General features: G+C 60.5%; 18 protein-coding genes, 1 tRNA gene and 1 CRISPR repeat array. Of the genes, 10 read left to right on the plus strand and 9 right to left on the minus strand.

Features of this window, described 5'->3' with window-relative positions:
* Positions 1–155: 155 nt before the first annotated feature.
* Both ACVWXC_RS09860 and ylqF read right to left on the minus strand, forming a co-directional pair.
* Positions 156–2438 (minus strand): RelA/SpoT family protein, encoded by a 2283-nt coding sequence (locus ACVWXC_RS09860; RefSeq protein WP_099813048.1) that lies wholly within the window; start codon positions 2436–2438, stop codon positions 156–158.
* Positions 2439–2636: 198 nt separating this feature from the next.
* On the minus strand, positions 2637–3506 hold the full coding sequence (ylqF, locus tag ACVWXC_RS09865; RefSeq protein ID WP_457392433.1) for a ribosome biogenesis GTPase YlqF: 870 nt from the start codon (positions 3504–3506) through the stop codon (positions 2637–2639).
* Positions 3507–3685: 179 nt separating this feature from the next.
* On the opposite strand from ylqF, the gene ACVWXC_RS09870 reads away from it, so the two are divergent.
* Together ACVWXC_RS09870 and ACVWXC_RS09875 are read left to right on the plus strand one after the other, a co-directional pair.
* Positions 3686–4171 (plus strand): 2Fe-2S iron-sulfur cluster-binding protein, encoded by a 486-nt coding sequence (locus tag ACVWXC_RS09870; protein WP_457392430.1) that lies wholly within the window; start codon positions 3686–3688, stop codon positions 4169–4171.
* Between the two features lie 6 nt (positions 4172–4177).
* Positions 4178–5599: an FGGY-family carbohydrate kinase gene (locus ACVWXC_RS09875; RefSeq protein ID WP_414402558.1), complete on the plus strand. Its 1422-nt coding sequence runs from the start codon at positions 4178–4180 to the stop codon at positions 5597–5599.
* A 13-nt stretch (positions 5600–5612) separates the two neighbouring features.
* Positions 5613–7817: a CRISPR direct-repeat array (repeat unit 36 nt; unit sequence GTTTCCAATTTCTAGGGATCCCCCCGAAGGGGGAAC).
* A gap of 258 nt (positions 7818–8075) precedes the next feature.
* On the opposite strand, the gene ACVWXC_RS09880 is transcribed toward ACVWXC_RS09875, so the two are convergent.
* Genes ACVWXC_RS09880 through ACVWXC_RS09895 form a run of 4 tightly spaced genes read right to left on the minus strand, consistent with a single transcriptional unit; the run spans position 8076 to position 11395 of the window.
* A complete protein-coding gene (locus ACVWXC_RS09880) occupies positions 8076–9734 on the minus strand; it encodes an ABC1 kinase family protein (protein WP_011430768.1) in 1659 nt (552 codons plus the stop codon).
* A gap of 37 nt (positions 9735–9771) precedes the next feature.
* Complete coding sequence (locus tag ACVWXC_RS09885) at positions 9772–10353, minus strand: peroxiredoxin family protein (RefSeq protein WP_011430769.1); 582 nt, start codon at positions 10351–10353, stop codon at positions 9772–9774.
* 37 nt (positions 10354–10390) lie between these two features.
* On the minus strand, positions 10391–10828 hold the full coding sequence (locus ACVWXC_RS09890) for an SRPBCC family protein (protein ID WP_099813044.1): 438 nt from the start codon (positions 10826–10828) through the stop codon (positions 10391–10393).
* A 3-nt stretch (positions 10829–10831) separates the two neighbouring features.
* Positions 10832–11395, minus strand: coding sequence for a hypothetical protein (locus ACVWXC_RS09895; protein ID WP_011430771.1), 564 nt, complete (start codon positions 11393–11395; stop codon positions 10832–10834).
* Positions 11396–11519: 124 nt separating this feature from the next.
* Between ACVWXC_RS09895 and ACVWXC_RS09900 the strand changes: the two genes are divergently transcribed.
* Positions 11520–11604: transfer RNA gene (locus tag ACVWXC_RS09900), tRNA-Ser, on the plus strand.
* Between the two features lie 105 nt (positions 11605–11709).
* Here ACVWXC_RS09900 and ACVWXC_RS09905 read toward each other — a convergent pair.
* Positions 11710–12519, minus strand: a complete 810-nt coding sequence (locus tag ACVWXC_RS09905) for an RNA methyltransferase (RefSeq protein WP_457392426.1) — start codon at positions 12517–12519, stop codon at positions 11710–11712.
* Between the two features lie 66 nt (positions 12520–12585).
* Here ACVWXC_RS09905 and ACVWXC_RS09910 point away from each other — a divergent pair, with 66 nt between their 5' ends.
* The 6 genes from ACVWXC_RS09910 (at position 12586) to lpxB (ending at position 18525) form a co-directional block, all read left to right on the plus strand.
* Entirely contained in the window at positions 12586–13161 is a 576-nt protein-coding gene (locus ACVWXC_RS09910; protein WP_011430773.1) for a hypothetical protein, read from the plus strand.
* 6 nt (positions 13162–13167) lie between these two features.
* Positions 13168–14079: a UDP-3-O-acyl-N-acetylglucosamine deacetylase gene (lpxC, locus tag ACVWXC_RS09915; RefSeq protein ID WP_414346968.1), complete on the plus strand. Its 912-nt coding sequence runs from the start codon at positions 13168–13170 to the stop codon at positions 14077–14079.
* A gap of 267 nt (positions 14080–14346) precedes the next feature.
* Positions 14347–15573 (plus strand): RNA-guided endonuclease InsQ/TnpB family protein, encoded by a 1227-nt coding sequence (locus ACVWXC_RS09920; RefSeq protein WP_457392422.1) that lies wholly within the window; start codon positions 14347–14349, stop codon positions 15571–15573.
* A gap of 79 nt (positions 15574–15652) precedes the next feature.
* The gene (gene fabZ, locus ACVWXC_RS09925; protein WP_011430776.1) at positions 15653–16153 is read left to right on the plus strand and encodes a 3-hydroxyacyl-ACP dehydratase FabZ; all 501 of its coding nucleotides are present in this window, start codon (positions 15653–15655) and stop codon (positions 16151–16153) included.
* Positions 16154–16426: 273 nt separating this feature from the next.
* Positions 16427–17338: an acyl-ACP--UDP-N-acetylglucosamine O-acyltransferase gene (lpxA, locus tag ACVWXC_RS09930; RefSeq protein ID WP_457392419.1), complete on the plus strand. Its 912-nt coding sequence runs from the start codon at positions 16427–16429 to the stop codon at positions 17336–17338.
* Positions 17335–18525, plus strand: coding sequence for a lipid-A-disaccharide synthase (lpxB, locus tag ACVWXC_RS09935; RefSeq protein WP_099813040.1), 1191 nt, complete (start codon positions 17335–17337; stop codon positions 18523–18525). The genes lpxA and lpxB overlap by 4 nt, the downstream gene beginning before the upstream one ends.
* Before the next feature lie 2 nt (positions 18526–18527).
* Here lpxB and ACVWXC_RS09940 read toward each other — a convergent pair whose 3' ends face one another.
* Entirely contained in the window at positions 18528–19574 is a 1047-nt protein-coding gene (locus ACVWXC_RS09940; protein WP_457392416.1) for a DUF1611 domain-containing protein, read from the minus strand.
* A gap of 4 nt (positions 19575–19578) precedes the next feature.
* Positions 19579–20628, minus strand: coding sequence for a dipeptide epimerase (locus ACVWXC_RS09945; RefSeq protein WP_457392438.1), 1050 nt, complete (start codon positions 20626–20628; stop codon positions 19579–19581).
* A 457-nt stretch (positions 20629–21085) separates the two neighbouring features.
* On the opposite strand from ACVWXC_RS09945, the gene ACVWXC_RS09950 reads away from it, so the two are divergent.
* Complete coding sequence (locus tag ACVWXC_RS09950; protein WP_457392413.1) at positions 21086–23152, plus strand: GspE/PulE family protein; 2067 nt, start codon at positions 21086–21088, stop codon at positions 23150–23152.
* Positions 23153–23164: the final 12 nt, after the last annotated feature.

Consider the following 23164-nt stretch of genomic DNA (forward strand, 5'->3'; position numbering starts at 1 on the left):
CCAAAATAATCCGCCGCTTCTCTCGGTTTTACATACCTAGCCATACCAAGCAGCCATACTGAACATATTGTACATTATTTTCAGTATAGTCCAGCGTATCATTGACTAGAGTCATGCTCCTCTCGAACCAGCGAAAAAAAGACCCTAGAAGTTCTTCAGCGGGATCCGTTCTGGTAGTGGCGGGAGCGCAACACCAGCACATCCGAGAGCTGGCGCAATTGACTCTGAACTTGGTCGAGCTGTTTTTTGTCCCGCACATCAATACAGAGATCGATCAGAGCCGTACGGTTGGCAAAGGTCTGCACCCTGGCATTGCGCACATTAATGCTCTGATCCGAAAGACGGGAAAGGATGTCCCGCAGCACGCCAACGCGGTCAATGACCTCCAGGCGCAGTTCCACAGGGTAGATCTGGGTGCTCTGCCGTAATTGCTCCTCGTTCCAGCGCACCGGCACCAGCCGCTCGCCCGGAACCTGAGCCACCCGCGGACAATCGCGATGATGAATGGTGATACCCTTGAAGCGGGTAACCACGCCCAGGATGGGATCCCCTGGCAGCGGGTTGCAACATTTGGCCAACTGGTGTTTCAGACCCTCCACCCCCAGGATGGGAGATTGGGATCGGCTGGAACCTCGGCTCCCATCGGCCCGCGGCAGCAGCAGCTTGGCTTCCTCAAGGGATCCCTCCTCTGGCGGGGGAGAGACTGCCGGCTTGCTCACCTCCTGCAGCCGATGGAGCACCTGCGTGGGGGTGACCTCTCCATAGCCCAGCGCCGCCAGCAGGTCGTCCACGCTGGTGTAGTTGAGCTTCTCGGCCACCTTTTGCATCCGCTCCGACTTGAGCAGCGCATCGAACCCCGTTTTGCCCAGCTCCCGCTCCAGCAAGTCCCGGCCCCGGGCGATGTTTTGCTCGCGATTGCAGCGCTTAAACCATTGGCGAATGCGGTTGCGGGCCGAGCTGGTGGCTACAAAATTGATCCAGTCCAGGCTGGGGTGGGCGTTCTTGTGGGTGATGATTTGGACAATGTCGCCATTGCGCAGGCGGGTATTCAAGGGCACGATCTTGTTGTTCACCCGCGCCCCGGCACAGTGATCCCCAATTTCAGAGTGAATGCGATAGGCAAAGTCCACCGGGCAGGATCCCTGGGGCAGGGCCAGCAAGTCTCCTTTGGGCGTAAAGACGTAAACCTCGCTCTCAAATAGGTTCTCGCGAATGGTGTCCAGGTATTCTTTGTCGTCCTTGAGGTCGTTTTGCCACTCCAACAGTTGCCGCAGCCAGGTAAAGCGCTCTTCCTCGGGCTTTACGGGGGTGCTGCCGGCTTCTTTGTACTTCCAGTGGGCGGCAATGCCGTATTCGGCCACGCGGTGCATCTCTTCGGTGCGGATCTGCACCTCCACCGGTCGGCCCTGTAGGCCGATCACAGCCGTATGCAAAGATTGGTAGCGGTTGGCCTTGGGCAAGCCAATGTAGTCTTTGAAACGACCCGGAATGGGGCGAAAACAGTTGTGAACGACCGCCAGCACCCGGTAGCATTCGCTCACGGTTTGCACGATAACCCGCACGGCCAGGAGATCGTAGATCTCGTGAAATTCTTTGCGCTGCTGCTGCATCTTGCGGTAGATGCCGTACAGGTGCTTGGGCCGCCCGCTAATCTCAAAGTGCTCTAGCCCCCCTTGAATGAGGTGCTTCCGCAGCTCTTCAATAAACGCTTGGATCTCTGCCTCTCGCTCGCTACGCTTGGCGTTGACCAGCTCTTGAATCTGGCGATAGGCTTCGTAGTCCAGGTACTTAAAGGCCAAGTCTTCCAGTTCCCACTTGAAATGCCAGATCCCCAGCCGGTTGGCCAAGGGGGCGAAGATCTCCATAGTTTCGGCTGCAATCTGTTTTTGCTTGTGGGGGGGCAGATATTGCAGCGTGCGCATGTTGTGCAAGCGATCCGCCAACTTGACCACAATGACCCGGATATCCTTGGCCATGGCCACAAACATGCGGCGGAAGTTTTCTGCTTGCTGCTCCGTTTTGCTGGAGAAATTAAACTGAGAAAGCTTGGTTACCCCCTCCACCAGCAGGCGAACCTCAGGGCCAAATTCGGCCTCTAGGGCCTCCAGGGTAACTTCCGTATCTTCGACAACATCGTGCAGAAGGCCAGCAGCTACGGTAACGGCGTCACCCCCCAACTCCCGCAACAGGCTGGCCACGGCCACCGGATGGGCGATGTAGGGATCCCCTGATTTCCGCTTTTGGCCCTTGTGCAAACAGTAGGCAAACTCGAAGGCCCGGCGCAGCAAATCTGCCTCTTCCGCCGTGTAGGATCGCAGCCCATCGCCGAGATCTTCAGCGCCTGAAAGCAAAGCCCGCAGCCATCCCGGCACCTCAAAATCCAGGCTATTTAGGTCAAAGCCTCCTTCTAAGCTGGTGGCAACAGCAGGCTGACCCATGGGAATCTAGCAAGGAGGATGGTTTACTCCCTGGAGTTTCTTACAGCCTATCCCCAACTTTACCCGTCCGCAGGCAGGTTAAAGGCAAAAAGCGCTGCGAAAAACTTCAGGGAAAAATCTGGCGCAGTGTTAGTATTCTAGTTCCATCCTATCACTCACTCTGCCGCATCTCGTAGCAACATATACAGACAGATGAAGCTAGCCTCTTGCTAGAGGGCTAGAGCTGGGAGGAAGTTGCAAAGCTAGAGGCCCTAGCCATCCCTTGCGGTAGTCGTTGAGGATTTGCCTTGCCGCTCGCTCGGTATCGCCTTGGTAGCGCCGTTGGGCCAGCTCCTGGACTGCCACGCTGCCAGGGGGGATTGGATCGAGCCAGCCGTAGCGCTGTTGCAAAAGAGCTTGGGCCTGGGGCTGCACCTGCAGCAGTTGATCCACAAAGTAGGCCGCTACGCGCTCGGGGTCGTAGGCGGCAGCGCCAATGTCATCGCAGATGGCTAGCAGCGTGGCTGCCCGCTGATCCGGCAGCGAAGGCGGGAGGATGCCCGGCGAGTCCAGCAAATCCAACTCGCCCCCTAGCCGTACCCACTGCAGTTGCCGGGTTACCCCAGGGCGCGCGGCGCTCTCGACGGCTCGCCGTCCCAAAAGTCGATTCAACAAGGCAGACTTGCCCACATTGGGAAAGCCCACCACCACGGCCCGGACAGCCCGCGGCCGCATGCCCCGCCGTTGCCGCCGCTCGTTTACCGCTTGCCCCATCTGTAAGATGGCTTGCTTGAGGCGGGGCACCCCTTCTCCCGATTGGCCGTTGGTGGGATAGACCGGGATCCCTTGCTGCGAAAAATGCTCCTGCCACGCTTTGAGATCCCTTGCCGCAATGGAATCGGCTCGGTTAAGCGCCAAGAGGCGAGGTTTTTCCCCCAGCCACTTGTCCAGCTCAGGGTGACGGCTGGCCAGCGGGATCCGCGCGTCCACCACTTCAATTGCCACGTCCACCAGCCGCAATTGTTCCCGAAACTGGCCAATGGCCTTGGCCACATGGCCGGGATACCACTGGATGGGCGGAGAGCTCATGCCGCCAAAACCTTGGAAAAGCTCGACGGCTACGCAAACAAGGACAGGATCTACTTTAGCCTGCCCAGCCCGCTCCTTCCCAATCCCAGGGCGAGTAAAAAATAATACAGTATAGGTGTGACTAGGATCCCTTGCCAGGACAAGCTAACGTTAAGGGATGTAACAACGAAGGAGAGACAATGGTCAAGCGGGTGCGGTTGGATCCCATTGCTCAGGTGTCGGAAGTGGCCACCAACAGCAACTTGCTCTCGGTGCTGTTGCGGGAAGAGCTGAATGTCTTGAAAGAGTGCGGCGGGCGCGGCCTCTGCGCCACCTGTCATGTGTATGTAAAAGAGGGGATGGAATCGCTCTCGGCCATGACCCCCCGGGAGCAGCGCACCTTGGAGGTGATCACCACTCGTAAGACCAATTCCCGCCTAGCTTGTCAAGCGCGGGTTCTGGGGGAAGGGGTGGTGGTGGAGTTGCCGGTGGGGATGTACATCAACGCTTTTAAGGATATCGAGGTGCTCATTGGGCGGCGGGCCGAGCAGCCCATCTTGCACCCTATCACTGGTGCTGTGTTGGTGCAGGCAGGAAAGCTGATTACCCGTTCGGTGCTGGAGTCGGTGAAGAACCTCGATCTAGACATCCAAGAGGCTTTGGCCCGCAGCAGCCGAGATTTCTAGAGCTCTATGGGACCTGTATTTCTCGGGATCGACCTGGGTACTTCGGGGATGCGGGTGGTGGCCCTCTCGGAGGCAGGCGAGATAGTGGGCAAAAGCGAGCGCTCTTGGGATCCACCGGAAACCAACCCGGGCCGCTGGCTGCGCACCCTGAAGACGCTGCTGGCACATCTGAAGACCCAACTGGGGGATCGCTACGCCATCGTTGCCCTCAGTGCCTGTAGCACCTCTGGCACGGTTTTGCCGGTAGACGGGCGGGGCATGCCGCTGGATCAGGCCTGGCTGTATTCCGACCTGCGGGGACAGGCCCAGGCCCGGCGCTTGGGGATCCCGGCCAGTTGGGGGCTCAGCCGCTGGCTGTGGTGGGCAGAAGCCCATCCTGATCAATACCGGGACAGCTACCTGGCCCACCCGGCGGACTTTCTCCTGAGCCAACTGGGAGGCCGCCGGCGGGTAACCGATCACACCCATGCCCTAAAAAGCGGCTTCGACCTGGAAACCTACACGTGGCCGCGGGAGTGGCTGTCTCGCCATGGCCTCGACCCCAAGCGCTTTCCTGAGGTGGTGGCGCCAGGAACGGTTCTGGGAACGGTGCGGGCGGAGTGGGAGCTGGGGCCAGAGGTGCTGATTGCTGCCGGGATCACCGATGGCTGCGCCGGACAGTTGGCCGCAGGGGCTACTCGCTTGGGGCAGGTTGCCACCAGCCTGGGCACAACCCTCATCTTCAAGGCCAACAGTGCTGTTCGCGTGAGCGGGACGGAGTCCTATCCCGTGCAAACGCAAAGCCTCTACTCCCATCTGCACCCCGACCGAACCAGTTGGTGGCCAGGAGCAGCCTCCTTCTGCGGCGGCGGGGTCTTGCCCCACTTCTTCCCCGGCGGCAACTTTGCTGCCCTGGATCGGCAGGCGGAAGCCCATCTGCCCACGGGCTTGGTCAGCTATCCCCTCTGCCGACCCGGCGAGCGTTTTCCCATCCTGGATAGTGAATTTGCCGGCTTCTTGCCCCAGGCGGAAGTGGGATCCCCTCGCTTCTATGCAGCTCTCTTGGAAGGGGTGGCAATGGTGGAGCGGCTGGGGCTGGAGACCTTGGCCGCCCACGGGATCCCCATAGAGGGAACGCTGTTGACCACCGGCGGCGGCTGCAAAAGCCCTCTGTGGCTGCGCCTGCGCGCCAGCCTCCTTGCCCGCCCCTTAGCAGTGGTCAAGCACCCCGAGGCCGCCGTAGGGGCAGCTGTCCTGGCCGCCTCGGCCTATTGGTGCTGCTCGGTGCAGCAGGCTGCCGATCGGCTGGTGCAGGTGGAACGCCTCATCCAGCCCGATCCCGAGTGGGTCAAGGCCTATACCGAGATCTACTCGGAGTTCCTTAGCCGCCTTCCTAATTTCTGGAGATTCCCTGAAGGGAGAGCCACTAACCCGCTACTCACTGGGTAGCAGGTTTTCTTTTGTTTCCAATTTCTAGGGATCTCCCCGAAGGGGGAACCCCTCAAACTTGGCACAGCGGGAGGAATAAAAAGTTGAAAGTTTCCAATTTCTAGGGATCCCCCCGAAGGGGGAACACCCATCTGCGATAGTAGATGGGGTGCCCATGCTATGGTTTCCAATTTCTAGGGATCCCCCCGAAGGGGGAACTTCAAAGGTGGAACTACCCATACTTTGGGGAGGGGGTGTTTCCAATTTCTAGGGATCCCCCCGAAGGGGGAACTTCCCTCGATATTTTTCTTTGATCTGTATATTTGCAACTGTAAGTTTCCAATTTCTAGGGATCCCCCCGAAGGGGGAACGTAAAATCTGGACATATATTTTCGATATTCTTTAGGTGTTTCCAATTTCTAGGGATCCCCCCGAAGGGGGAACCAGGCTCAGGCCGCCTGGGGCATGACTTGGGCGATGTTTCCAATTTCTAGGGATCCCCCCGAAGGGGGAACATCCGGCATTCAACACGTTAGGCGAACTGCGCTTGAAGTTTCCAATTTCTAGGGATCCCCCCGAAGGGGGAACATCGCGAGCTGGATGACATCGAAGATATGTATCTCAAGTTTCCAATTTCTAGGGATCCCCCCGAAGGGGGAACTGGCCGGAGGATGGGTGTTTTCCAATGATAAAGAGTTCCTGTTTCCAATTTCTAGGGATCCCCCCGAAGGGGGAACTGACCAGGACACCTGGGTACTCGGTGAAAGCGGATGGCATGTTTCCAATTTCTAGGGATCCCCCCGAAGGGGGAACGGGATTCGGTACATCTACGGTAGTAAGCGCATGTACCTGTTTCCAATTTCTAGGGATCCCCCCGAAGGGGGAACTACACGTAGATGTGTACCAGCAGATTTCTGTTACCAGTTTCCAATTTCTAGGGATCCCCCCGAAGGGGGAACACCCTCTAATCTCCCTGCCAAGACACCCAGGTTCATAGTTTCCAATTTCTAGGGATCCCCCCGAAGGGGGAACAGCTGCCCACTAGTGCAGCTCAACTTTGGCAGTAGAGTTTCCAATTTCTAGGGATCCCCCCGAAGGGGGAACAGCCTTGGCCTCGCAAATCTATGCCGCAGGGAAGTGTTTCCAATTTCTAGGGATCCCCCCGAAGGGGGAACATCAACGAGTGGGCTAATCCAGGTATGTTAGTAGCGTTTCCAATTTCTAGGGATCCCCCCGAAGGGGGAACATGACCAACCAACAGCTCCGCAGAGCCAAAGCGCTAGCGTTTCCAATTTCTAGGGATCCCCCCGAAGGGGGAACACTGATCATAACTACTTAGATGGAACAGACGTTGTAGAGTTTCCAATTTCTAGGGATCCCCCCGAAGGGGGAACTCTAGATGAATTCTAGTTTTGGGCTGTCCATGATGGACTGGCGTTTCCAATTTCTAGGGATCCCCCCGAAGGGGGAACAAAACTCAGCATCAACGTCCCTCCATCACTACAAATTCAAATGGTTTCCAATTTCTAGGGATCCCCCCGAAGGGGGAACTCGCCAGGTAATCCGGTAAGGTCGTCCGAACCGAACGTTTCCAATTTCTAGGGATCCCCCCGAAGGGGGAACGTAGACCATCAATGCCCCACATCATGGCATTGATGGTAAGTTTCCAATTTCTAGGGATCCCCCCGAAGGGGGAACTTCCAGTACATTGTTTTACCGTTGATACTACGTACTATGAGCGTTTCCAATTTCTAGGGATCCCCCCGAAGGGGGAACGACGTGGTGGTGATGCCCGCGCCCCGCCGGCAAGGGTCAGCTAAAGTTTCCAATTTCTAGGGATCCCCCCGAAGGGGGAACTAGTGATCTTCTGGGTCTACGCCCCGCTTGAGACTTGTCTCAAGCGTTTCCAATTTCTAGGGATCCCCCCGAAGGGGGAACCGCCGCTCCGCGGTTAGCCAGGTACGAGCAGCTTGGAGTGTTTCCAATTTCTAGGGATCCCCCCGAAGGGGGAACCTGGGTTATGAAAAAGACCCAGCAGTCGTTAAAGCGGGTTTCCAATTTCTAGGGATCCCCCCGAAGGGGGAACTAGCAGGGCTAACGTGGGCCTTATAGATGTTGAGGTCAGTCGTTTCCAATTTCTAGGGATCCCCCCGAAGGGGGAACGGAAGACGTCCCCCTCTAATCTACTTACCCTGTAGATAGCGTTTCCAATTTCTAGGGATCCCCCCGAAGGGGGAACTCTACCCTTATTAAACCCAAGCGGGGCAAGGAATGCAAGGCCTATTTGCGAGGGGGTCGGTCGAAGAGGGCAAAAAAAGGCCTTGCAGAGGAGGGGTGAGAGGCCTGAAAGCCTTGTGGCGCAAGGCATCGAGCGGGTCAACGAAAAAATCGGCTTTTGCGGGTTTTGGCGAGGCGCTCGCAGAAGCGTTGATACCGTTTTTATGTGCTTTTGGCAACATGGCTAGGATCGGGATCCCTGGCAAGTCCGAGCTAGGGGCTAATTGCGCAGGCGACCGGAGCGGAGGATGCTGAGGATGAGCCACAGTCCCAAGAGGCTGGCGGCGCCAAAAAGCAGCTCGCTCAGCCAGAAGACCTGGAAGCGCTGGGTTTGCGCCGAGATGATGGCGGCGCCGATAATCAGGGATCCGACCAGGATGCTGTAGGAGAGGCGGTTGGCCGACTGATCCAGGCTGATGCGGAGGTCTTCCAGCTCTTGGATGGTGAGGTTCCAGCGTTGGGTTTCCGAGGTGATGCGGCTGAGCAGCACTTCCAATTGCCGCGGCGACTGCAGCGAGAGGTTTTTCAGGTCCAAGGCTGTGCGCAGCAGCGAGGGTAGGGGAGCTTCCCCCAGCAACTGCTGCCGAAACACGTCCGCCATCAGGGGGCGAATTTGCTCCGGCAGATTGTAGTCTGGGGTGAGCTGGCGGGCGATCCCTTCCAGATTGGCCAGGGCCTTGGCGCACAGCCCCAGGTTGCCGGGGATGCGGATCTGGTTGCGCCGCGCTGCTTGCAGGATCTCGGAGAAAAGCTGGCTAAAATCCAGCTCGGCCACAGTTAGGGTGTAGTACTGCCGCAAAAGACGCTCGTATTCCCGCTGCAACTGGGCCAGGCTGACGGCGGGATCCCGCAAGCGGCCCCTGGGGCTTTCCGGCAGGGCCAGCTCCAGGGTGAGTTCGGCACAGCGCTGGGCATCCAGGCTGACGATGGCCAAAATCAGCTCCAGCACAATCTGCTGCGTGCGCGGATCCAGCCGCCCAATCATGCCGCAGTCCAAGAGGGCTACGCGACCGGATCCCAAATAGAACAAGTTGCCGGGGTGGGGATCGGCGTGGAAGTAGCCGTCGATGCAGATCTGCTGGAAAAAGGCGCGGGTGAGCAGGCGGGCAAGCTGCTGCGGCTCGGCGTCGCTGCGATCCGCCTCCAGGAGTGGCTTTCCTTCGATCCACTCCAGGGTCAGCACCTTGGGGGTGGTAAGAGCCCAATAGACGCGCGGCACCACCAGTTGGTTGGGATCAAACCAACGGCCAGCCTGCAGGCGTTGCCGCAGCTGCTCCGTGTGGCGGGCTTCCTGGGTAAAGTCCAGCTCCGCCTGAATGGCCCGGCAAAACTCATCCGCCAAGGCCACCACGTCTGCCAGCCGGCCAAATTCTGTTTGCGCCACCAATTCAGCAATGCTGCGGATGAGCCTTGTATCCCGCTCTACTATTGCCTCCACGCCGGGCCGCTGGATCTTGAGGGCCACCGCTTCGCCGCTGACGAGATGGGCGCGATGGACCTGGGCAATGGATCCCGCCGCCACCGCTTCCGTGTCGAGGCTGCTGAATACCTGTTCCAGCGGCTTTCGCAACTGCTGGCGCAGCAGGATCTCCACCGCGTTCCAGGGCACGGGGGGCACATTGCTCTGCAGGGTGCTGAGGGCCTCGATATACTCCCGCGGCAGCAGGTCGGGGCGGGTGCTCAGCAACTGGCCCAGCTTCACATAGACCGGCCCCAGATCCACCAGGATGTTGCGCAGCACCAGGGGTGGTGGCAGTTGCGGCTCTTCCGCCTTGCCCAAAGAGAGCAAGCGCCGCATGTAGTCCCAGCCGTGGCGCAGGACTACTTCTAGGATCTCCGCCTGACGGGCGCTATTCTGGGCCAGCCGCGCAAAGACCACCTCTTTCCTCTCCTCTTCCGGGCTTGCCTAGGAAGGCTTAGAAAAAGGGCACGGGAGCCACCCGGCGGGTTCCATCCCAGCCGCTGGCTAGCCCTTCTCGCAAGACCCGCAGCACCTCGTCGGTGCTGGCGTTGGGCTCGGCAAAGGAGAAGAGGTGCTTATAGCGCAGCCTCCCTTCGCGATCCACGATGAACTGGCCTGGCAGGGGCGCCCCCAGGGCTTGGCCGACGCCGTAGAGCCGAAAGGTTTTGCACTCCGGATCCACCAGCAGCGGATAGGGCAGTTCCAGGTCGGCTTGGATCTGTTGGCTTTGCACCGGGTCGGTGCTGGTAACCATCAGCAGCTCTGCTCCCAGAGCCCGGATCTCCTCGTAGCGGGCCTTCAGCTCCTGGATGTGGGGGTAGCAGAAGGGGCAGAAGAGCTTTTCTGTAAAGATGCGGGTAAAGGCCAGAACCACCGGCTTTTGGCCGCGGTAGTCCGACAGGCGCACGGGATCCCCGTGCACATTGGGCAGCTCAAAGTCAGGGGCCAGCTCGCCAATCTGCAGAGGGCTGTTGGCCGGCTGGGGGATGAAGTTGTCGAAAAAGCGACGGTTGAACAGGCTGCTGTTGCTGGTCATTGCCATTTTTTACGTTTCTTTACTACCTGCCACCAGCCTAACCCAAAGCCTCGGCCACTGCCTTTAGCCGTCGCAGTTGTGCCCGCATGTCGTGCCGGGTCAGCTCCGCTGCCACCAGATAGAACCCTGCCGCCACCCAAGGGTTGGGGATGCAAAACTCAAAGCGGTTTACCAATAGCGTTCCCAGCGGCTGGGGGCAACATTCCCAGCGGTCGGTGCCCTGAAAAAAACCCTCAAACTGCCACTGCACCAGGCCCTCGGCCCGCTCGGCGATCACGCAGTCTAGGCTGGGGGAAACCAGCGGCAGGCGCAGGAAAAAGCGGTAGCGGCTGCCCAGTTGCCCAGTGGGGGATCCCAGCGCCTCACAGCCCAACAGGGGGTTGAGCCAGCGCCGCATCAGCGCTGGATCGATTAGACAGCGCTCCACCTGGGCCACGCCAGCGGCAATTTCAATCGCTTGAGTATAGACGGGCATGCTCTAGGGAGCGGCTGCAGCGGCAGGCTGCGCTTCGCCGCCAGGGACGACGGTACTCAGCAAAATCAGGATATCGCGATACTCCACCTGATCCGGCCCGCGGCGGGGGGATCCCACTTGGATGACCGCCTGCTGGGGCGGCCTGTCGGGGCGAGGGGGAGACTCGAACACCAGCGTGCGGATGCCGCCGGCCTGCTCGAGATCGGAGAGGAGATCCCAGCCCCGGCCCCAGAGGGTGCGGCGGTAGTAGGCGGCGATCTCCGAGAGAGGTTGAGAGGTCTGCAAAATCAGGGAGGCAAGCCCTCCTTCCTGATCCCAAATTTGCCCCGAAGAGATGACGGTGGCGTCGGGCAAGCGCAACTGGTGCGGGAAGTGGGGAGGGAGAGCGCGGGTATCGCCCACGGAAGCCTCAAAATGGGTGCCATCTTCGCCGATGTGGCGCAGCACCGGATCCGGGGGGGCAGCTTCGGAAGGAGATGCGTCTGGCCAAGGGCGACAGGCAGCCAACAACGCTAGCGACAGCCAAGCCAGAAGTTGCACCTGACCTGGGCAAAAATGTCCTCTCATCGCATAGCCAGGGATCCCTCAGTGGGTTATAGCGGATCCCCATTCCTCCCCACAACCCGTTAGCAGGGATAGCAGGACCCCTCGAGCTGCACAAGCGGCAACTGCACAGCCTAAGATAGGTTCTGGAGAGGTGTCCGAGTGGTTTAAGGAAGCAGTCTTGAAAACTGTCGTGGCGCAAGCCACCGTGGGTTCGAATCCCACCCTCTCCGTCAAATCAAGTTTGCCGCAGGGAGACCATCCAGACCTAGCTGGATTCCCTTGTCTCAGTTCCCAGAGGTTTGTTTTCAGAGGCAGCCGGCCAGAGGCCGCGGCAGCTAGGATCCACTCTCAGCAGGATGAGGATCCTCTTTTTTTGGGGGTTCTCGAGGAGAAGATTTTTGGCTCCACTGGAGTTGTCGCAGGATCCCGCGTAACAGGGCCACCTCGGACAGGGTCAGGCCGGCGCGGTGAAAGAGGGCGCGCAGCTTGAGCATCTTGCGGCGAGCGGTGTGGGGGTGCAGGTAGCCAATTTGCAGCAACAGCGCCTCCAGGTGGCCGAAAAAACCCTCCAGCAGCTCGAAGGGAGCCGGCTTTGAGATCCCAGAGCTGGTCACTGGCGGGGGAAGATTCTGGCAGAGGAGGGTGCGCAGCTCGTAGCAACAGATGCCCACTGCCTGGGCCAAGTTCAGGGAAGGGTAGGCCGGATCGGTGGGGATCTGGATCTGGCGATGGCAGAGGGCCAGCTCTTCGTTGCTCAAGCCCCGATCTTCAGGGCCAAACACCAGAGCGGCAGGGCCGGCAGCCAGCAGCTCCGGGAAAGCCTGGCGGGGAGACTGAATTTGCCATTCGGGCGGGTAGGGCTCGCGGCGGCCTGCTGTCCCGAATACCTGCACACATCCCTGAAGGGCCTCGGCTAAGGTTGGCACCTGCCGGGCTTGGCGGAGCAAGTCCGTCGCATGCACGGCCATGGTGACTGCTTCTGCGTCGAGGGGATCGCATTGGGGATCCACCAACACCCACTGCCGCAGGCCCATGTTTTTCATCACGCGGGCAATGGCCCCGAGATTGCGCGGCCCTGCCGGCCGCACTAACACAAGGCGTACCTGCGCCAATCGCTCCTGAGCCCAGTTGGACGATGCCGGCATTGCTCAGAAATCGCAGATAGGGATCCCCTAAAGTAGAGGAGTTAGATCTTGTCATAGATTGCGCCGATGGGATCCGCCTACCGCCGTTGGCTGAGTTGGATGTGCCTATTGCTGCTGGGGTGCTGCTGGGGATCCCCAGCCTTGGCTGCCCATTCGTCGCTCTCCCCAGCAGCAGAGCCGACTCAGGTGTCGCCCCAGCTCGTTCGCGATAGCGGTGCGGAGCACTTTTCTCTGGCCGAGGCGCGACAGCGGCTGGAAGCCATTGCCGAGGCCATGCGCTCGATCCGCCTGTGCAGCCGCCCCAACTGCCGTTACCGCGATATCTCCGTCGAGGTTCGACCCATAGCAGGAGCCGAGCCGCCGGAGTACGAGGGCCGCATCGACGCCGCCATCGACCGCCCCTCCGGTAGCTTGGACAGGGCCCACTACCGGCTGCGATTTCGGGGGGGGCGTTGGCAGTTGTTGGGGGGGGAAGAGGTTTCCGATGTCTCCTCGTTTTTCTTTGAGGGAGATACTTACGAGGTGTTCAGCGCCTACGGCAGTCGCAAAGGCAAATTGGCAGACGCCAGCAGCAGCCTGCGCGTTGGCTATCGGGAACTCTACTATCGCGTTTTCGACCGGGGCCAAGAGCGTTGGCCATAGAGACCTATGAGAGAACAACAACACACCTTGGCCAGCTCTATTTCCCTAGAGGGGGTGGGCCTGCACACCGGCCTGCCGGTTCGCTGTAGCCTGCATCCGGCCCCTGCCAGCAGCGGTCGAGTCTTTGTGCGGGTGGATCAGCCGGGCTCCCCTCCCATCCCCGCTCGGTTGGGATCCCTGGCCCCTGCCGCTCTCTGCACCCGTTTACAGCAGGGATCCCCCCCTGTCCAGGTGCAGACGGTGGAACACTTGTTGGCCGCTCTTTACGTGCTGGGCATCGACAACTGCCGCATCGAGGTGGAGGGGCCGGAGCTGCCGATTCTGGATGGCTCCGCCCTGCCCTTTGTGGAGGCCGTTGCCCAAGCCGGGATCCTGGCCCAGGAGCAGCCGGCCCTGCTGGGGGTGATCCAGGAGCCGGTCACGGTCTGGGCAGGGGAAGCCTTTGTCAGCGCCGTGCCCTACCCCGGGTTTCGCTTTACCTATGGCATCGATTTTGCCGACTGCCCTATCGGCCAACAGTGGCTGAGCTGGCGGGAGAACAGGGCGGACTTTGTCCAATCCATTGCCCCGGCCCGCACCTTCGCCCGCCAACAGGATGCGGAGCTGGCCCGCCAACAGGGGCTGATTCAGGGGGGCAGCTTGGAAAATGCTATCGTCTGCAGCAAAACCGAGTGGTTGGGGCCGTTGCGCTTCCCGGATGAGCCGGTGCGCCATAAGCTGATAGATTTACTAGGAGATCTCAGCTTGTTGGGCTGCCGCTTGCAGGGGCACATTGTGGCCTACAAGGCGGGCCACGCCCTCCACCACCGTTTGGCTGAGCAGTTGCTCAAGAGTGGATCCCTGCAGGTGGAGCCAGCTCAAGAGCAAGCAAGGGATCCCCTTTGCCTCGGTGGGGTGGAATCTCGCTCTTCGTTTTGAGGGGGATCCCGGCTGCTGGGATGGGTGAAAAGTTCCTGGCCTGCTGCAATTTCTCTGTGCGGCCTTGCTTTGGGTTCAATGCCCGCCCATGCGGGCTTTAGCTAATCCGCCGTTCGCGCTAGCGGGACGTAGTCCTGGAAGCCCCGCTCTGTACCCCCCAGTCCCCCAGCCCCCCAGTCCCCCCGTATACGGGGGGATATAGGGGGGGCGGGCCGGTCAGAGTCGGGATGAGAGGCGGGAGCGTTCAACAGGTACAATGCATTCATCATGAGAACCGCTTACCAGTACCGCTTGCGCCCTACTGCTAGCCAAGTCGCCCTGATGGGTGAGTGGCTGGAGCTGCTGCGTAAGCAGTACAACTATCGCCTGGCAGAACGGTTCAACGGGTGGGAGCAGAATCGCTGCAATATCCATGCCTGCTCCTTGACGGTCTGCCATCTGCCTGAGTTGAAAGACAAGCCCGATTTCTACTCACAGAAACGAGACTTGGTAAACACAAAGGCTCTCTTCCCCGAATACCAAGCGATTCATTCCCAGGTGCTCCAAGACTGTGTAGAACGAGTGCAAAGAGCGTTTGACCGATGGCTAAAAGGTGACTGTAACGGCAAGCGGGCAGGCAGGCCCAGGTTTAAGGGTGTTGGGCGGTATCGCTCCTTCACCTTCCCCCAGATGAAGCAGGACTGCATTCGAGGGCAGTTTATCCATCTGCCCAAGATTGGGCCGGTCAAGCTGGTCCAACACCGTCCTTTGCCTGAGGGGTTTGTTATCAAAACGGCCACCATCACCCGCAAGGTGGATGGGTGGTATGTGACCTTGAGCTTACAAGATTCGTCTGTCCCGGAATGGAGCCCTGACCCCCCAACGTGGGAAAACACGATGGGGATAGACCTGGGGCTAAGCTCTTTCTTGGTCACCGATGAGGGTGAGGCGGTTGAGGTTCCTCAGCATTACCGTAGGGCGCAAAAGCCCCTCAAGCGGCTGCAACGGTCTGTATCGCGCAAGCAGAAGAGGCCAAACCGCTACCAGAAAGCGGTCAAGAGGTTGAGCAAGGCACATCAGAAAGTAGCCAACCAGCGCCGAGATTTTCACCACAAAACTGCCCGCAAACTTTTGCAGACAAGAAAGCACATAGCCCATGAGGCGTTGGACATCAAAGGTCTGGCGAGGACTCGACTGGCCAAATCTGTGCATGATGCTGGGTGGGGGCAGTTCCTGCAAATTCTGGCAGCCAAGGCTGAAAGAGCTGGGCTGTTGACGATTGCAGGGGATCCCCGCGGCAGCAGTCAAGGGTGCTCGGGGTGTGGTCGTGAGGTGCCCAAAAAGCTGCATGAGCGGTGGCACGATTGCCCCTCCTGCGGGCTAAGGCTGTCACGGGATCACAACTCGGCGCGAGTTATCAAATCCAGAGCGGTGGGGCGTCCCGTTCTTCAAGCTCAGGAAATGTCCTGCCATTGGGCAGGAGTCACTGTTGGCGAAGCGTGGCGTAAGCCATGAAGCCTGCACTCTATGCGTCAGCATGAGTGCGGGAGTACGTCACGGTTTCACGGTTTGTCTTCTGGCTCTGTGGGTTACTATGTCCTCTGATGTCTCTCCTCCACCTCTTCTCTCGGCTGAAGCAGCTGCCCAGTTGGCAACCGCTCCCCCCGTCTTCACCACGGATCAAATCCTGGAGATCCTGCCCCATCGCTACCCTTTTTTGCTGGTGGATCGCGTGGTGGAGTATCAACCAGGGCAACGGGCGGTGGGCCTGAAAAACGTCACCTTCAACGAGCCCTTTTTCCAGGGGCACTTCCCCAACCGACCGATCATGCCCGGCGTTCTGATCGTCGAGGCCATGGCGCAGTTGGGGGGGATCGTGTTGACCAAGTTGCCGGATGTGGCTGGGCGGTTGGCTCTCTTTGCCGGCATCGATGGCGTTCGCTTCCGCCGCCCCGTGCTGCCGGGGGATCAGTTGCTGCTGTCAGCCAATTTGCTCACCATCCGGCAAAAACGCATCGGCAAGATGTTTTGTCGGGCCCAGGTGGGGGGACAGTTGGTGACCGAAGGGGAGCTGATGTTCTCCCTGGTGGATTGATGGGCCAACAGCGGCCAGCAGCGGGGCCTTTGGCGCTCCGCAACCGCGGGGCAAGTGGGGGGTGGCCATCTGTTTTCCCCATCGAGGAGGAGCCCAGCGGAGGCAACTTGGCGTGGAAAGACCCTGCTAAAGTGTTGGGATAGGGGCATGTCAAGTGCTGCTTTCACCTCCCGGTCGGAGTTTCACAGCAGAGCGGTGGAGGATTGTGCCCTCCCCAAGCAAGCCCTAATCGCAGGGTTGGGAGCGTAGCTACATTTGCTGGCTAGGTTAGAAATGAGTTCGTTGGCTTCAGCGGGATCCACTCCCAACTCCTCTGTTCGGATTCATCCCACAGCGGTGATCCATCCGAAGGCTGAGTTGCACGAGACGGTACAAGTTGGCCCCTATGCGGTTATCGGCGAGCATGTGCGCATTGGCGCCCGTACGGTGGTGGGGGCCCACGTGGTGATCGATGGTTGGACAGATATTGGCGAGGACAACCAGATTTTTCCGGGGGCGGTGCTGGGCAGGGAGCCTCAGGATCTGAAGTACAGCGGCGCGCCCTCTCAGGTGGTGATCGGCAAGGGCAACCGCATCCGCGAGTTCGTCACCATCAACCGAGCCACCAATGAAGGGGAAGCGACGGTGGTCGGCGATCACAACCTGCTGATGGCCTACGTCCACGTCGCCCACAACTGCGTCATCGAAAATCAGGTGGTGATCACCAACGCTGTCTCCCTGGCTGGCCACATTCACATTGAGTCGCAGGCGCGCATCGGCGGCATGGTCGGGATCCACCAGTTTACCCGTGTGGGGCGCCTGGCTATGGTGGGGGCCATGAGCCGGGTGGATCGCGACGTGCCGCCTTACATGTTGGTGGAGGGGCACCCGGCCCGCATCCGGGGCCTTAACTTGGTGGGGTTGCGGCGAGCCAAGGGGATGGAGGGATCCCTGGCGGCCTTGCGGCAGGCCTACCGGCTCCTCTACCGTTCCGGTTTGCCCCTGGAAAAAGCGCTGCAAACGCTGCGGGAGAGTCTGCGAAGCGAGGGGGGCTCTAGCATCTTCTCCCTGCAGGGGAAAGAGCTGGTGGACGAGACGGGATCCCTGCTCCATCTGCTGCAATTTTTGGAAGATTCCCTTTCCCAACCCCAACGGCGCGGCCCTCTGCCGGCCTTGCGCCGCAGCAGAGAAGAGGACGACCTGTGAGCCATCTGTTTATCTGCACCGGAGAAGTCTCCGGGGATCTGCAGGCCGGCCATCTCATCCGCGAGTTGCTGCGCCAACGCCCGCACCTACGCATCACGGCAGTTGGGGGAGAGGAGATGGCCGCTGCGGGGGCCAATCTGTTGCACCGCACCACGGAGATCAGCTCTATCGGCATTCTGGAGGCTCTCCCCTTCGTCGGCCCTGCCCTATGGACGGAGTGGAAGATCCGCCGCTTCCTGGCGCAAGACCCGCCTGATTTGGCCATCCTGGTGGATTACATCGGCATCAATAGCCGCATCGCCCGCCTGTTGCAGCGGCGACGCATCCCTGCCGTTTACTACATTGCCCCCCAGGAATGGGTGTGGTCGCCCAACAGCCGCCTCACTTACCGGCTAGCCCAGCAGATGCGACTGATGGTGGCGATTTTCCCTGAAGAAGCCCGCTACTACGCCGCAGCAGGTGCCCAGGTTTGCTATGTGGGCCACCCCCTGCTGGATATTTTGGCGAGTGTACCCGGTCGCGCTCAGGCCAGGGCTGAGTTAGGGATCCCTGAGGAAGCGATGGTGGTGGCGCTGCTGCCGGCCTCCCGCCGCCAGGAGCTGCGCTCGGTTTTGCCCATCTTGCTCCAGGCAGCGCGGCTGTTGCGGGCTCGCCTGCCCCAGGTGCGGTTTTGGGCGCCGCTGGCCTCGCCCCGCTTTGCCGCCCCGATTGCCCAAGCCGCCCGCCGCTATGGGCTGGAGGATCTCACCCTTCTCTTGCCTCGCCCTTCGCCTCCGAAGGCGCATCACCTGCTGTTGGCGGCCGCCGACCTGGTGCTGGCCAAGTCGGGAACTGTCAACCTGGAGGCGGCCATTTTGGGGATCCCGCAGGTGGTGATCTACCGCCTCAACCCAATTACCTTTTGGCTGGCCCGCCATTGGCTGAAGGTGTCGGTGCCCTTTATGTCTCCCCCCAACTTGGTGCTGATGCGCCCCATTGTGCCGGAACTCCTCCAGGAGGAGGCCCAGCCAGAGCGAGTCGCCCAACTGGCCTTGGAGCTGCTGACTCGGCCCGAGCGCCGCACCCAACTGCAGGCCGACTATGCTGCTATGCGGGCAGCGCTGGGGGAGCCGGGAGTTTTGGCCCGCGCCGCCAAGGCCATCCTGGAAGTGCTCGACAGCGAAACTCGCCCTAAGGGAGATCCCTGAGGCTAGCCTGTCGAGAGAATGGCATCCAAGAGGGGATCCGCCCCAAAGCGCACCACGTCGGTACAGGGCCGCCCGGTCTCCACTTCCACCTGGCGGATCTGGGCCAGGGCGGCTTCCTCCTCCCAACCGAAGGTATTGAGGGCCACCCCCACCACCGGCACGGGGGCAAAGGCGCCGGCAGCTCTGGCCACCTGTTCGTACAGCTCGATGACCTTACGCAGGGGAGGGATGGGTACGTAGTCCATCCCTTTGATGTGGGTTTGCCCAGCTCGGTGGACCAAGATCAAGTGGGTGGGCTGGGATCCCCGCAACAGGGGCAGGGTTGCTGTAGAGGCGGGGTTGAGCAGGGATCCCTGGCCTTCGATGTGCAGGATGTCGTGGTCAAATCCATAGCGCAACACCAGTTGCTCCACAGCGCCGCTGGCGTAGTCCACCCGCACCGCATCCAGGGGTATCCCATCGCCGCTGATGAGGATCCCGGTTTGTCCGGTGGCCAAAAAGCGGGAGCGCAGGCCGCGCTTCAGGCTGGCCCGGTGCAGTTCCAGGCTGGTGGACATTTTGCCGACGGCCATGTCGGTGCCCACCGTCAGTACCCGCCGACAGGGGAGAGAGCGAGCTAGGCCCCTCCCTACTCCCAGACCAGGGGGTTCGCGGCGAATGTCCCAGATCCAGGCTCCCGGCTGCAGCCACTGCCGCAACTGGGCATCTTCCGCTAGGGGGGTGTGCAGCCCGTTTGCTAAAGACAAGCCGGCTTGCAGGGCTTGGCAGAGCTCCTCCCGCCACTCAGGGGGCAACTGGCCGCCGGAAGGAGCGATCCCAATCACCAACACCTCGGGGCCGTAAACCAGCGCCTCTTGCACCGAGGCTACGATGGGAATGTCTTTGGCAATGCCCGTGAGTTGGGCCAGGGATCTCCCCGCCTGCTCCCGATCGATGACGGCCACCACTGGAAAAGGCCCATAGCGCAATAGCCCCAGCCCTGTTTTGCCGTGCTCCCCCAACAGGCCGCCGTGGAGCAGGATGGCCACCCGAGTTTGACTGGAGAGCATGGTCCTACTCCCGCAACTCCACCCCTAGGCCGGGTCGGTCGGTGGGGATGAGACAGCCCTCCTGCACCGAAGCCCCGGAAAAGGGATCGTCGATGAGATTGAGGTGGCTGTCTAAGTCCACGTAGTCCACCAGCGGCGCTAGGTGGGCCGCCGCCGTGTTGCCCAGGGCGGTGTTGCTGTAGCAGCCCAGCATCACCTGGAGCCCATAGGCTTTGGCGGTGTGGATCATGCGCCAGGCTTCGCTAAGGCCGCCGCACTTCATCAGCTTGATGTTGATGCCGTGCACCCGATCCACCAGGGCGGGAATATCGCGGCTGTCGAAACAACTCTCATCCACGAAGATGGGCAGCTTCGACTCGTGCCAGAGGGTGATCAGCTTCGCCTCCTGTCCCCTCTCCAAGGGCTGCTCCAGGTAGCTCACCCCCTGCCCCGCCAGCCAATTGCTCATGCTCAGGCTCTGTTCCACCGTCCAAGCGCCGTTGGCATCCACTGTAATCAGGGATCCCAGCGGGATCACCTCTTGTACAGCAATCAGCATGTTCTGATCCGCCATCAGCCCCAAGTCGCTGCCCAGCTTGATCTTGAAGGCCCGCGCTTGGGTCTGTTCCATCCAGGCCAAGGCACGCTGGCGGGCCGCCTGAGGGGTGGAAATGCCAATGGTCAAAGTGGTGGGCGGGATGCGGGAGCGATCCAGTCCCCACACCTGCCACAGGGGCATCCCCAGACGTTTGCCCATCCAATCGTGCAGGGCCATGTCTACTGCTGCCCGCGCCGCCGAAGGGATCCCGGCCCGCAGCAGTTCCGCCTCAATGGCCTGCCGCTCCCAGGGGGAGTGGCGGCGTAGGATCCCTTTGGCCACCTCCAAACCCACCAAGATATCCTCCAAAGACTGGTGGCAGTCCTCGCTCACCGAGAAAGGACAGGCCTCCCCCCAGCCCTCGATCCCCTCCTCTTCGATCCGCACCCAGGCCAGCGTGGCCTCGGTATAGGTGCCGCGGCTGAGGGTGAGGGCATAGCGCTTGTGAACGGTAAAGGGTTCGACGTAGAGCCGCATGGGCAGTTGCAGCGAGGTAATCCTGAACAAGTTGGGCCGACTCCGTCCCTTTGAGCTTAGCTTGTCCCCCGAATTTCCCATCAGCTTGGCGTTGCCCGCCCTATTTTCGACCGATCTCAGCCATTGGCAGAAGCTGTCTCGAGAAAGGGGACAAGTTAGCAGGCTTCTCCCGTCGGAAAGGCTCGCAAGCCGCCGGCCTGCTCCCCATCTTAAGCTGATCCCTCTCTGGAAGCAGGCCCCCAACCGGCCCCGTGGATCCGGCGAAGATCCCGGCCTGACCAGACAGGCGTCACCACCCTGCCGGAACTAGGAAGGGGGATTTAAGTTTCAACCAAGTTGGGGCATAGTAAGGCCATGGGCAGCGCCCTTTGGGACGCGCAGGCCTGCATGTCCCCACCGTTGATCCCTGCGGTTAACTGCAGTCATTATGTAAATACATCCTGGGTGGCCCGGCAGCATGAATGACCTTCCTACTCCTCTAACCCGTCGCAGCGTTGCGGCCAGCAAAGCCCTGGCCATTGCCAACGTCAGCATCACTCCTTTCGGCCGCAAGCTCAAAGAGCTGGGCTTTGCCGACGATAAGCAAATCCAGGACATCCAAAACGCCCTCAAAGCCGATCGCGAAGGGGGCAGCAAGGCCCTAGCCCTGGTGGTCAAAGAGATTGTCGGCAAAGAGATCACCCCTGACCTGGAGCGGGCCTACAAGCGGCAGCAGCTCTTTGAGCTGAAAATCATCTACGGGATCCCCCCCCTCGACATCGATTTGGAGCCGGTGGAGATCTCGGAGATGATCGGGCTCATCGACTCGCTCTTGCCTCTCGACATCTGCAACCGCTACAAGTTCTTGCCCATCCGCCGCCAAGACAACCAAGTGCTGGTGGCGATGGTCAGGCCGGACAACCTGCAGGCGCTGGACGACATCCAGCGGCGCTTCCGCATCCAGGGGCTGAAGCTGCAGCGGCGGGTCTTCACCCAGCGGGATTTCGACGCCCTGATCAACCGCTACATGGATGCCCAGGCGGAGCTGCTGGCCATCAAGGGGATCAACGACGCGGCTGCTGCCCAACAGGAAGAAGAAGAAGAAGAGGTGGTGGTCAACACTGCCGAAATCGATCTGGATGCTATTGAGGATGTGGCTGCCGATGAGGCCGGCGAGGGATCCCTGGAGCAGCAGCTCAAATCGGCAGACGATGCCCCGATCGTCAAATTGGCCAACCAAATCCTAATCAAGGCGCTGCAAGACGGGGCGTCGGACATCCACATCGAGCCGCAGGAAGAATACCTGCGCATCCGCTTCCGCAAGGATGGGGTGCTGCGGCAGGCTTTTGAAAACTTTCCCAAGAAGATCGTCCCCGCCCTCACCGCTCGCTTCAAAATCATGTCCAATTTGAACATTGCCGAGCGGCGCATGCCCCAGGACGGGCGGATTCGCCGCGTCTTCAAGGGGCGCAAGGTGGATTTCCGCGTCAGCACCCTGCCCTCCCGCTACGGGGAGAAGATCGTGCTGCGGATTCTGGACAACTCCGCCACCCAGCTCGGCCTGGACAAGCTGATCACCGACCCAGAGACCCTGGCCAGCTTCAAGGAGGTTGTCAGGCGACCCTTTGGCCTGATCTTGGTAACCGGGCCCACCGGATCCGGGAAAACCACCACCCTCTACTCGGCGCTGGCAGAAGTGAACGATCCCGGCATCAACATCAGCACCGCCGAGGATCCCATCGAATACTCCCTGCCGGGGATCACCCAAGTGCAGGTGATCCGAGAAAAGGGCATGGACTTTGCCATGATCCTGCGCGCTTTCTTGCGGCAAGACCCGGATGTGATCCTGGTGGGGGAAACCCGCGACCACGAGACGGCCAAAACCGCCATCGAAGCCTCCCTCACGGGCCACTTGGTGTTGACCACCCTGCACACCAACGATGCCCCTGGCGCCATTGCCCGTCTGACGGAGATGGGGATCGAGCCATTTATGATCTCCAGCTCGTTGCTGGGGGTGCTGGCCCAGCGCTTGATGCGTCGGGTATGTACCGAGTGTCGGATCCCGTACCACCCCACATCCGAGGAGTTGGCCCGCTATGGCCTCAGCCTCAGCGGCGACGGCGAACAGCTCACCTTCTACAAAGCCAACAAGCTCTCCCCCAAAGAGATCGAGCAGCGCAAAGCCACCGGCAAGCCCATCTGCGAGAAATGTGGGGGCGTGGGCTACAAAGGCCGCGTGGGGGTGTACGAGTTCATGCGCATGAACGACCGCCTGGCCGAGTTGATCAACAAGGGGGCTCCCACGGAGGTCATCAAGGAAGCCGCTGTCGAAAGCGGCATGAAAACCCTGCTCGCCTACAGCTTGATGCTGGTAAAGCAGGGCCTGACCACGCTGGAGGAGGTAGATCGGGTTATCCTCACCGACAAGGGTTTGGAAACGGAGCTGAAGGCCCGTGCCAAGGCCCTTAGCACCTGCCGCAACTGTGGCGCCGCCCTGCAGGTAGACTGGATGGATTGCCCCTACTGCCTGACGCCGAAGTTTTAGACAAGGCGCCTG

It is taken from the genome of Thermostichus sp. OS-CIW-20 (genome assembly GCF_054061455.1).

Bases quoted from the DNA above. Each gene is read 5' to 3' on its own strand.
- ACVWXC_RS09870 (WP_457392430.1), top strand. From the start codon at position 3,686: ATGGTCAAGCGGGTGCGGTTGGATCCCATTGCTCAGGTGTCGGAAGTG.
- fabZ (WP_011430776.1), top strand. From the start codon at position 15,653: ATGTCCTCTGATGTCTCTCCTCCACCTCTTCTCTCGGCTGAAGCAGCT.
- ACVWXC_RS09895 (WP_011430771.1), bottom strand. From the start codon at position 11,395: ATGAGAGGACATTTTTGCCCAGGTCAGGTGCAACTTCTGGCTTGGCTG.
- ACVWXC_RS09940 (WP_457392416.1), bottom strand. From the start codon at position 19,574: ATGCTCTCCAGTCAAACTCGGGTGGCCATCCTGCTCCACGGCGGCCTG.
- ACVWXC_RS09890 (WP_099813044.1), bottom strand. From the start codon at position 10,828: ATGCCCGTCTATACTCAAGCGATTGAAATTGCCGCTGGCGTGGCCCAG.
- ACVWXC_RS09860 (WP_099813048.1), bottom strand. From the start codon at position 2,438: ATGGGTCAGCCTGCTGTTGCCACCAGCTTAGAAGGAGGCTTTGACCTA.
- ACVWXC_RS09945 (WP_457392438.1), bottom strand. From the start codon at position 20,628: ATGCGGCTCTACGTCGAACCCTTTACCGTTCACAAGCGCTATGCCCTC.
- ACVWXC_RS09885 (WP_011430769.1), bottom strand. From the start codon at position 10,353: ATGACCAGCAACAGCAGCCTGTTCAACCGTCGCTTTTTCGACAACTTC.
- ACVWXC_RS09910 (WP_011430773.1), top strand. From the start codon at position 12,586: ATGGGATCCGCCTACCGCCGTTGGCTGAGTTGGATGTGCCTATTGCTG.
- ACVWXC_RS09875 (WP_414402558.1), top strand. From the start codon at position 4,178: ATGGGACCTGTATTTCTCGGGATCGACCTGGGTACTTCGGGGATGCGG.
- ACVWXC_RS09950 (WP_457392413.1), top strand. From the start codon at position 21,086: ATGAATGACCTTCCTACTCCTCTAACCCGTCGCAGCGTTGCGGCCAGC.
- lpxA (WP_457392419.1), top strand. From the start codon at position 16,427: ATGAGTTCGTTGGCTTCAGCGGGATCCACTCCCAACTCCTCTGTTCGG.
- lpxC (WP_414346968.1), top strand. From the start codon at position 13,168: ATGAGAGAACAACAACACACCTTGGCCAGCTCTATTTCCCTAGAGGGG.
- ACVWXC_RS09920 (WP_457392422.1), top strand. From the start codon at position 14,347: ATGAGAACCGCTTACCAGTACCGCTTGCGCCCTACTGCTAGCCAAGTC.
- ACVWXC_RS09905 (WP_457392426.1), bottom strand. From the start codon at position 12,519: ATGCCGGCATCGTCCAACTGGGCTCAGGAGCGATTGGCGCAGGTACGC.
- ylqF (WP_457392433.1), bottom strand. From the start codon at position 3,506: ATGAGCTCTCCGCCCATCCAGTGGTATCCCGGCCATGTGGCCAAGGCC.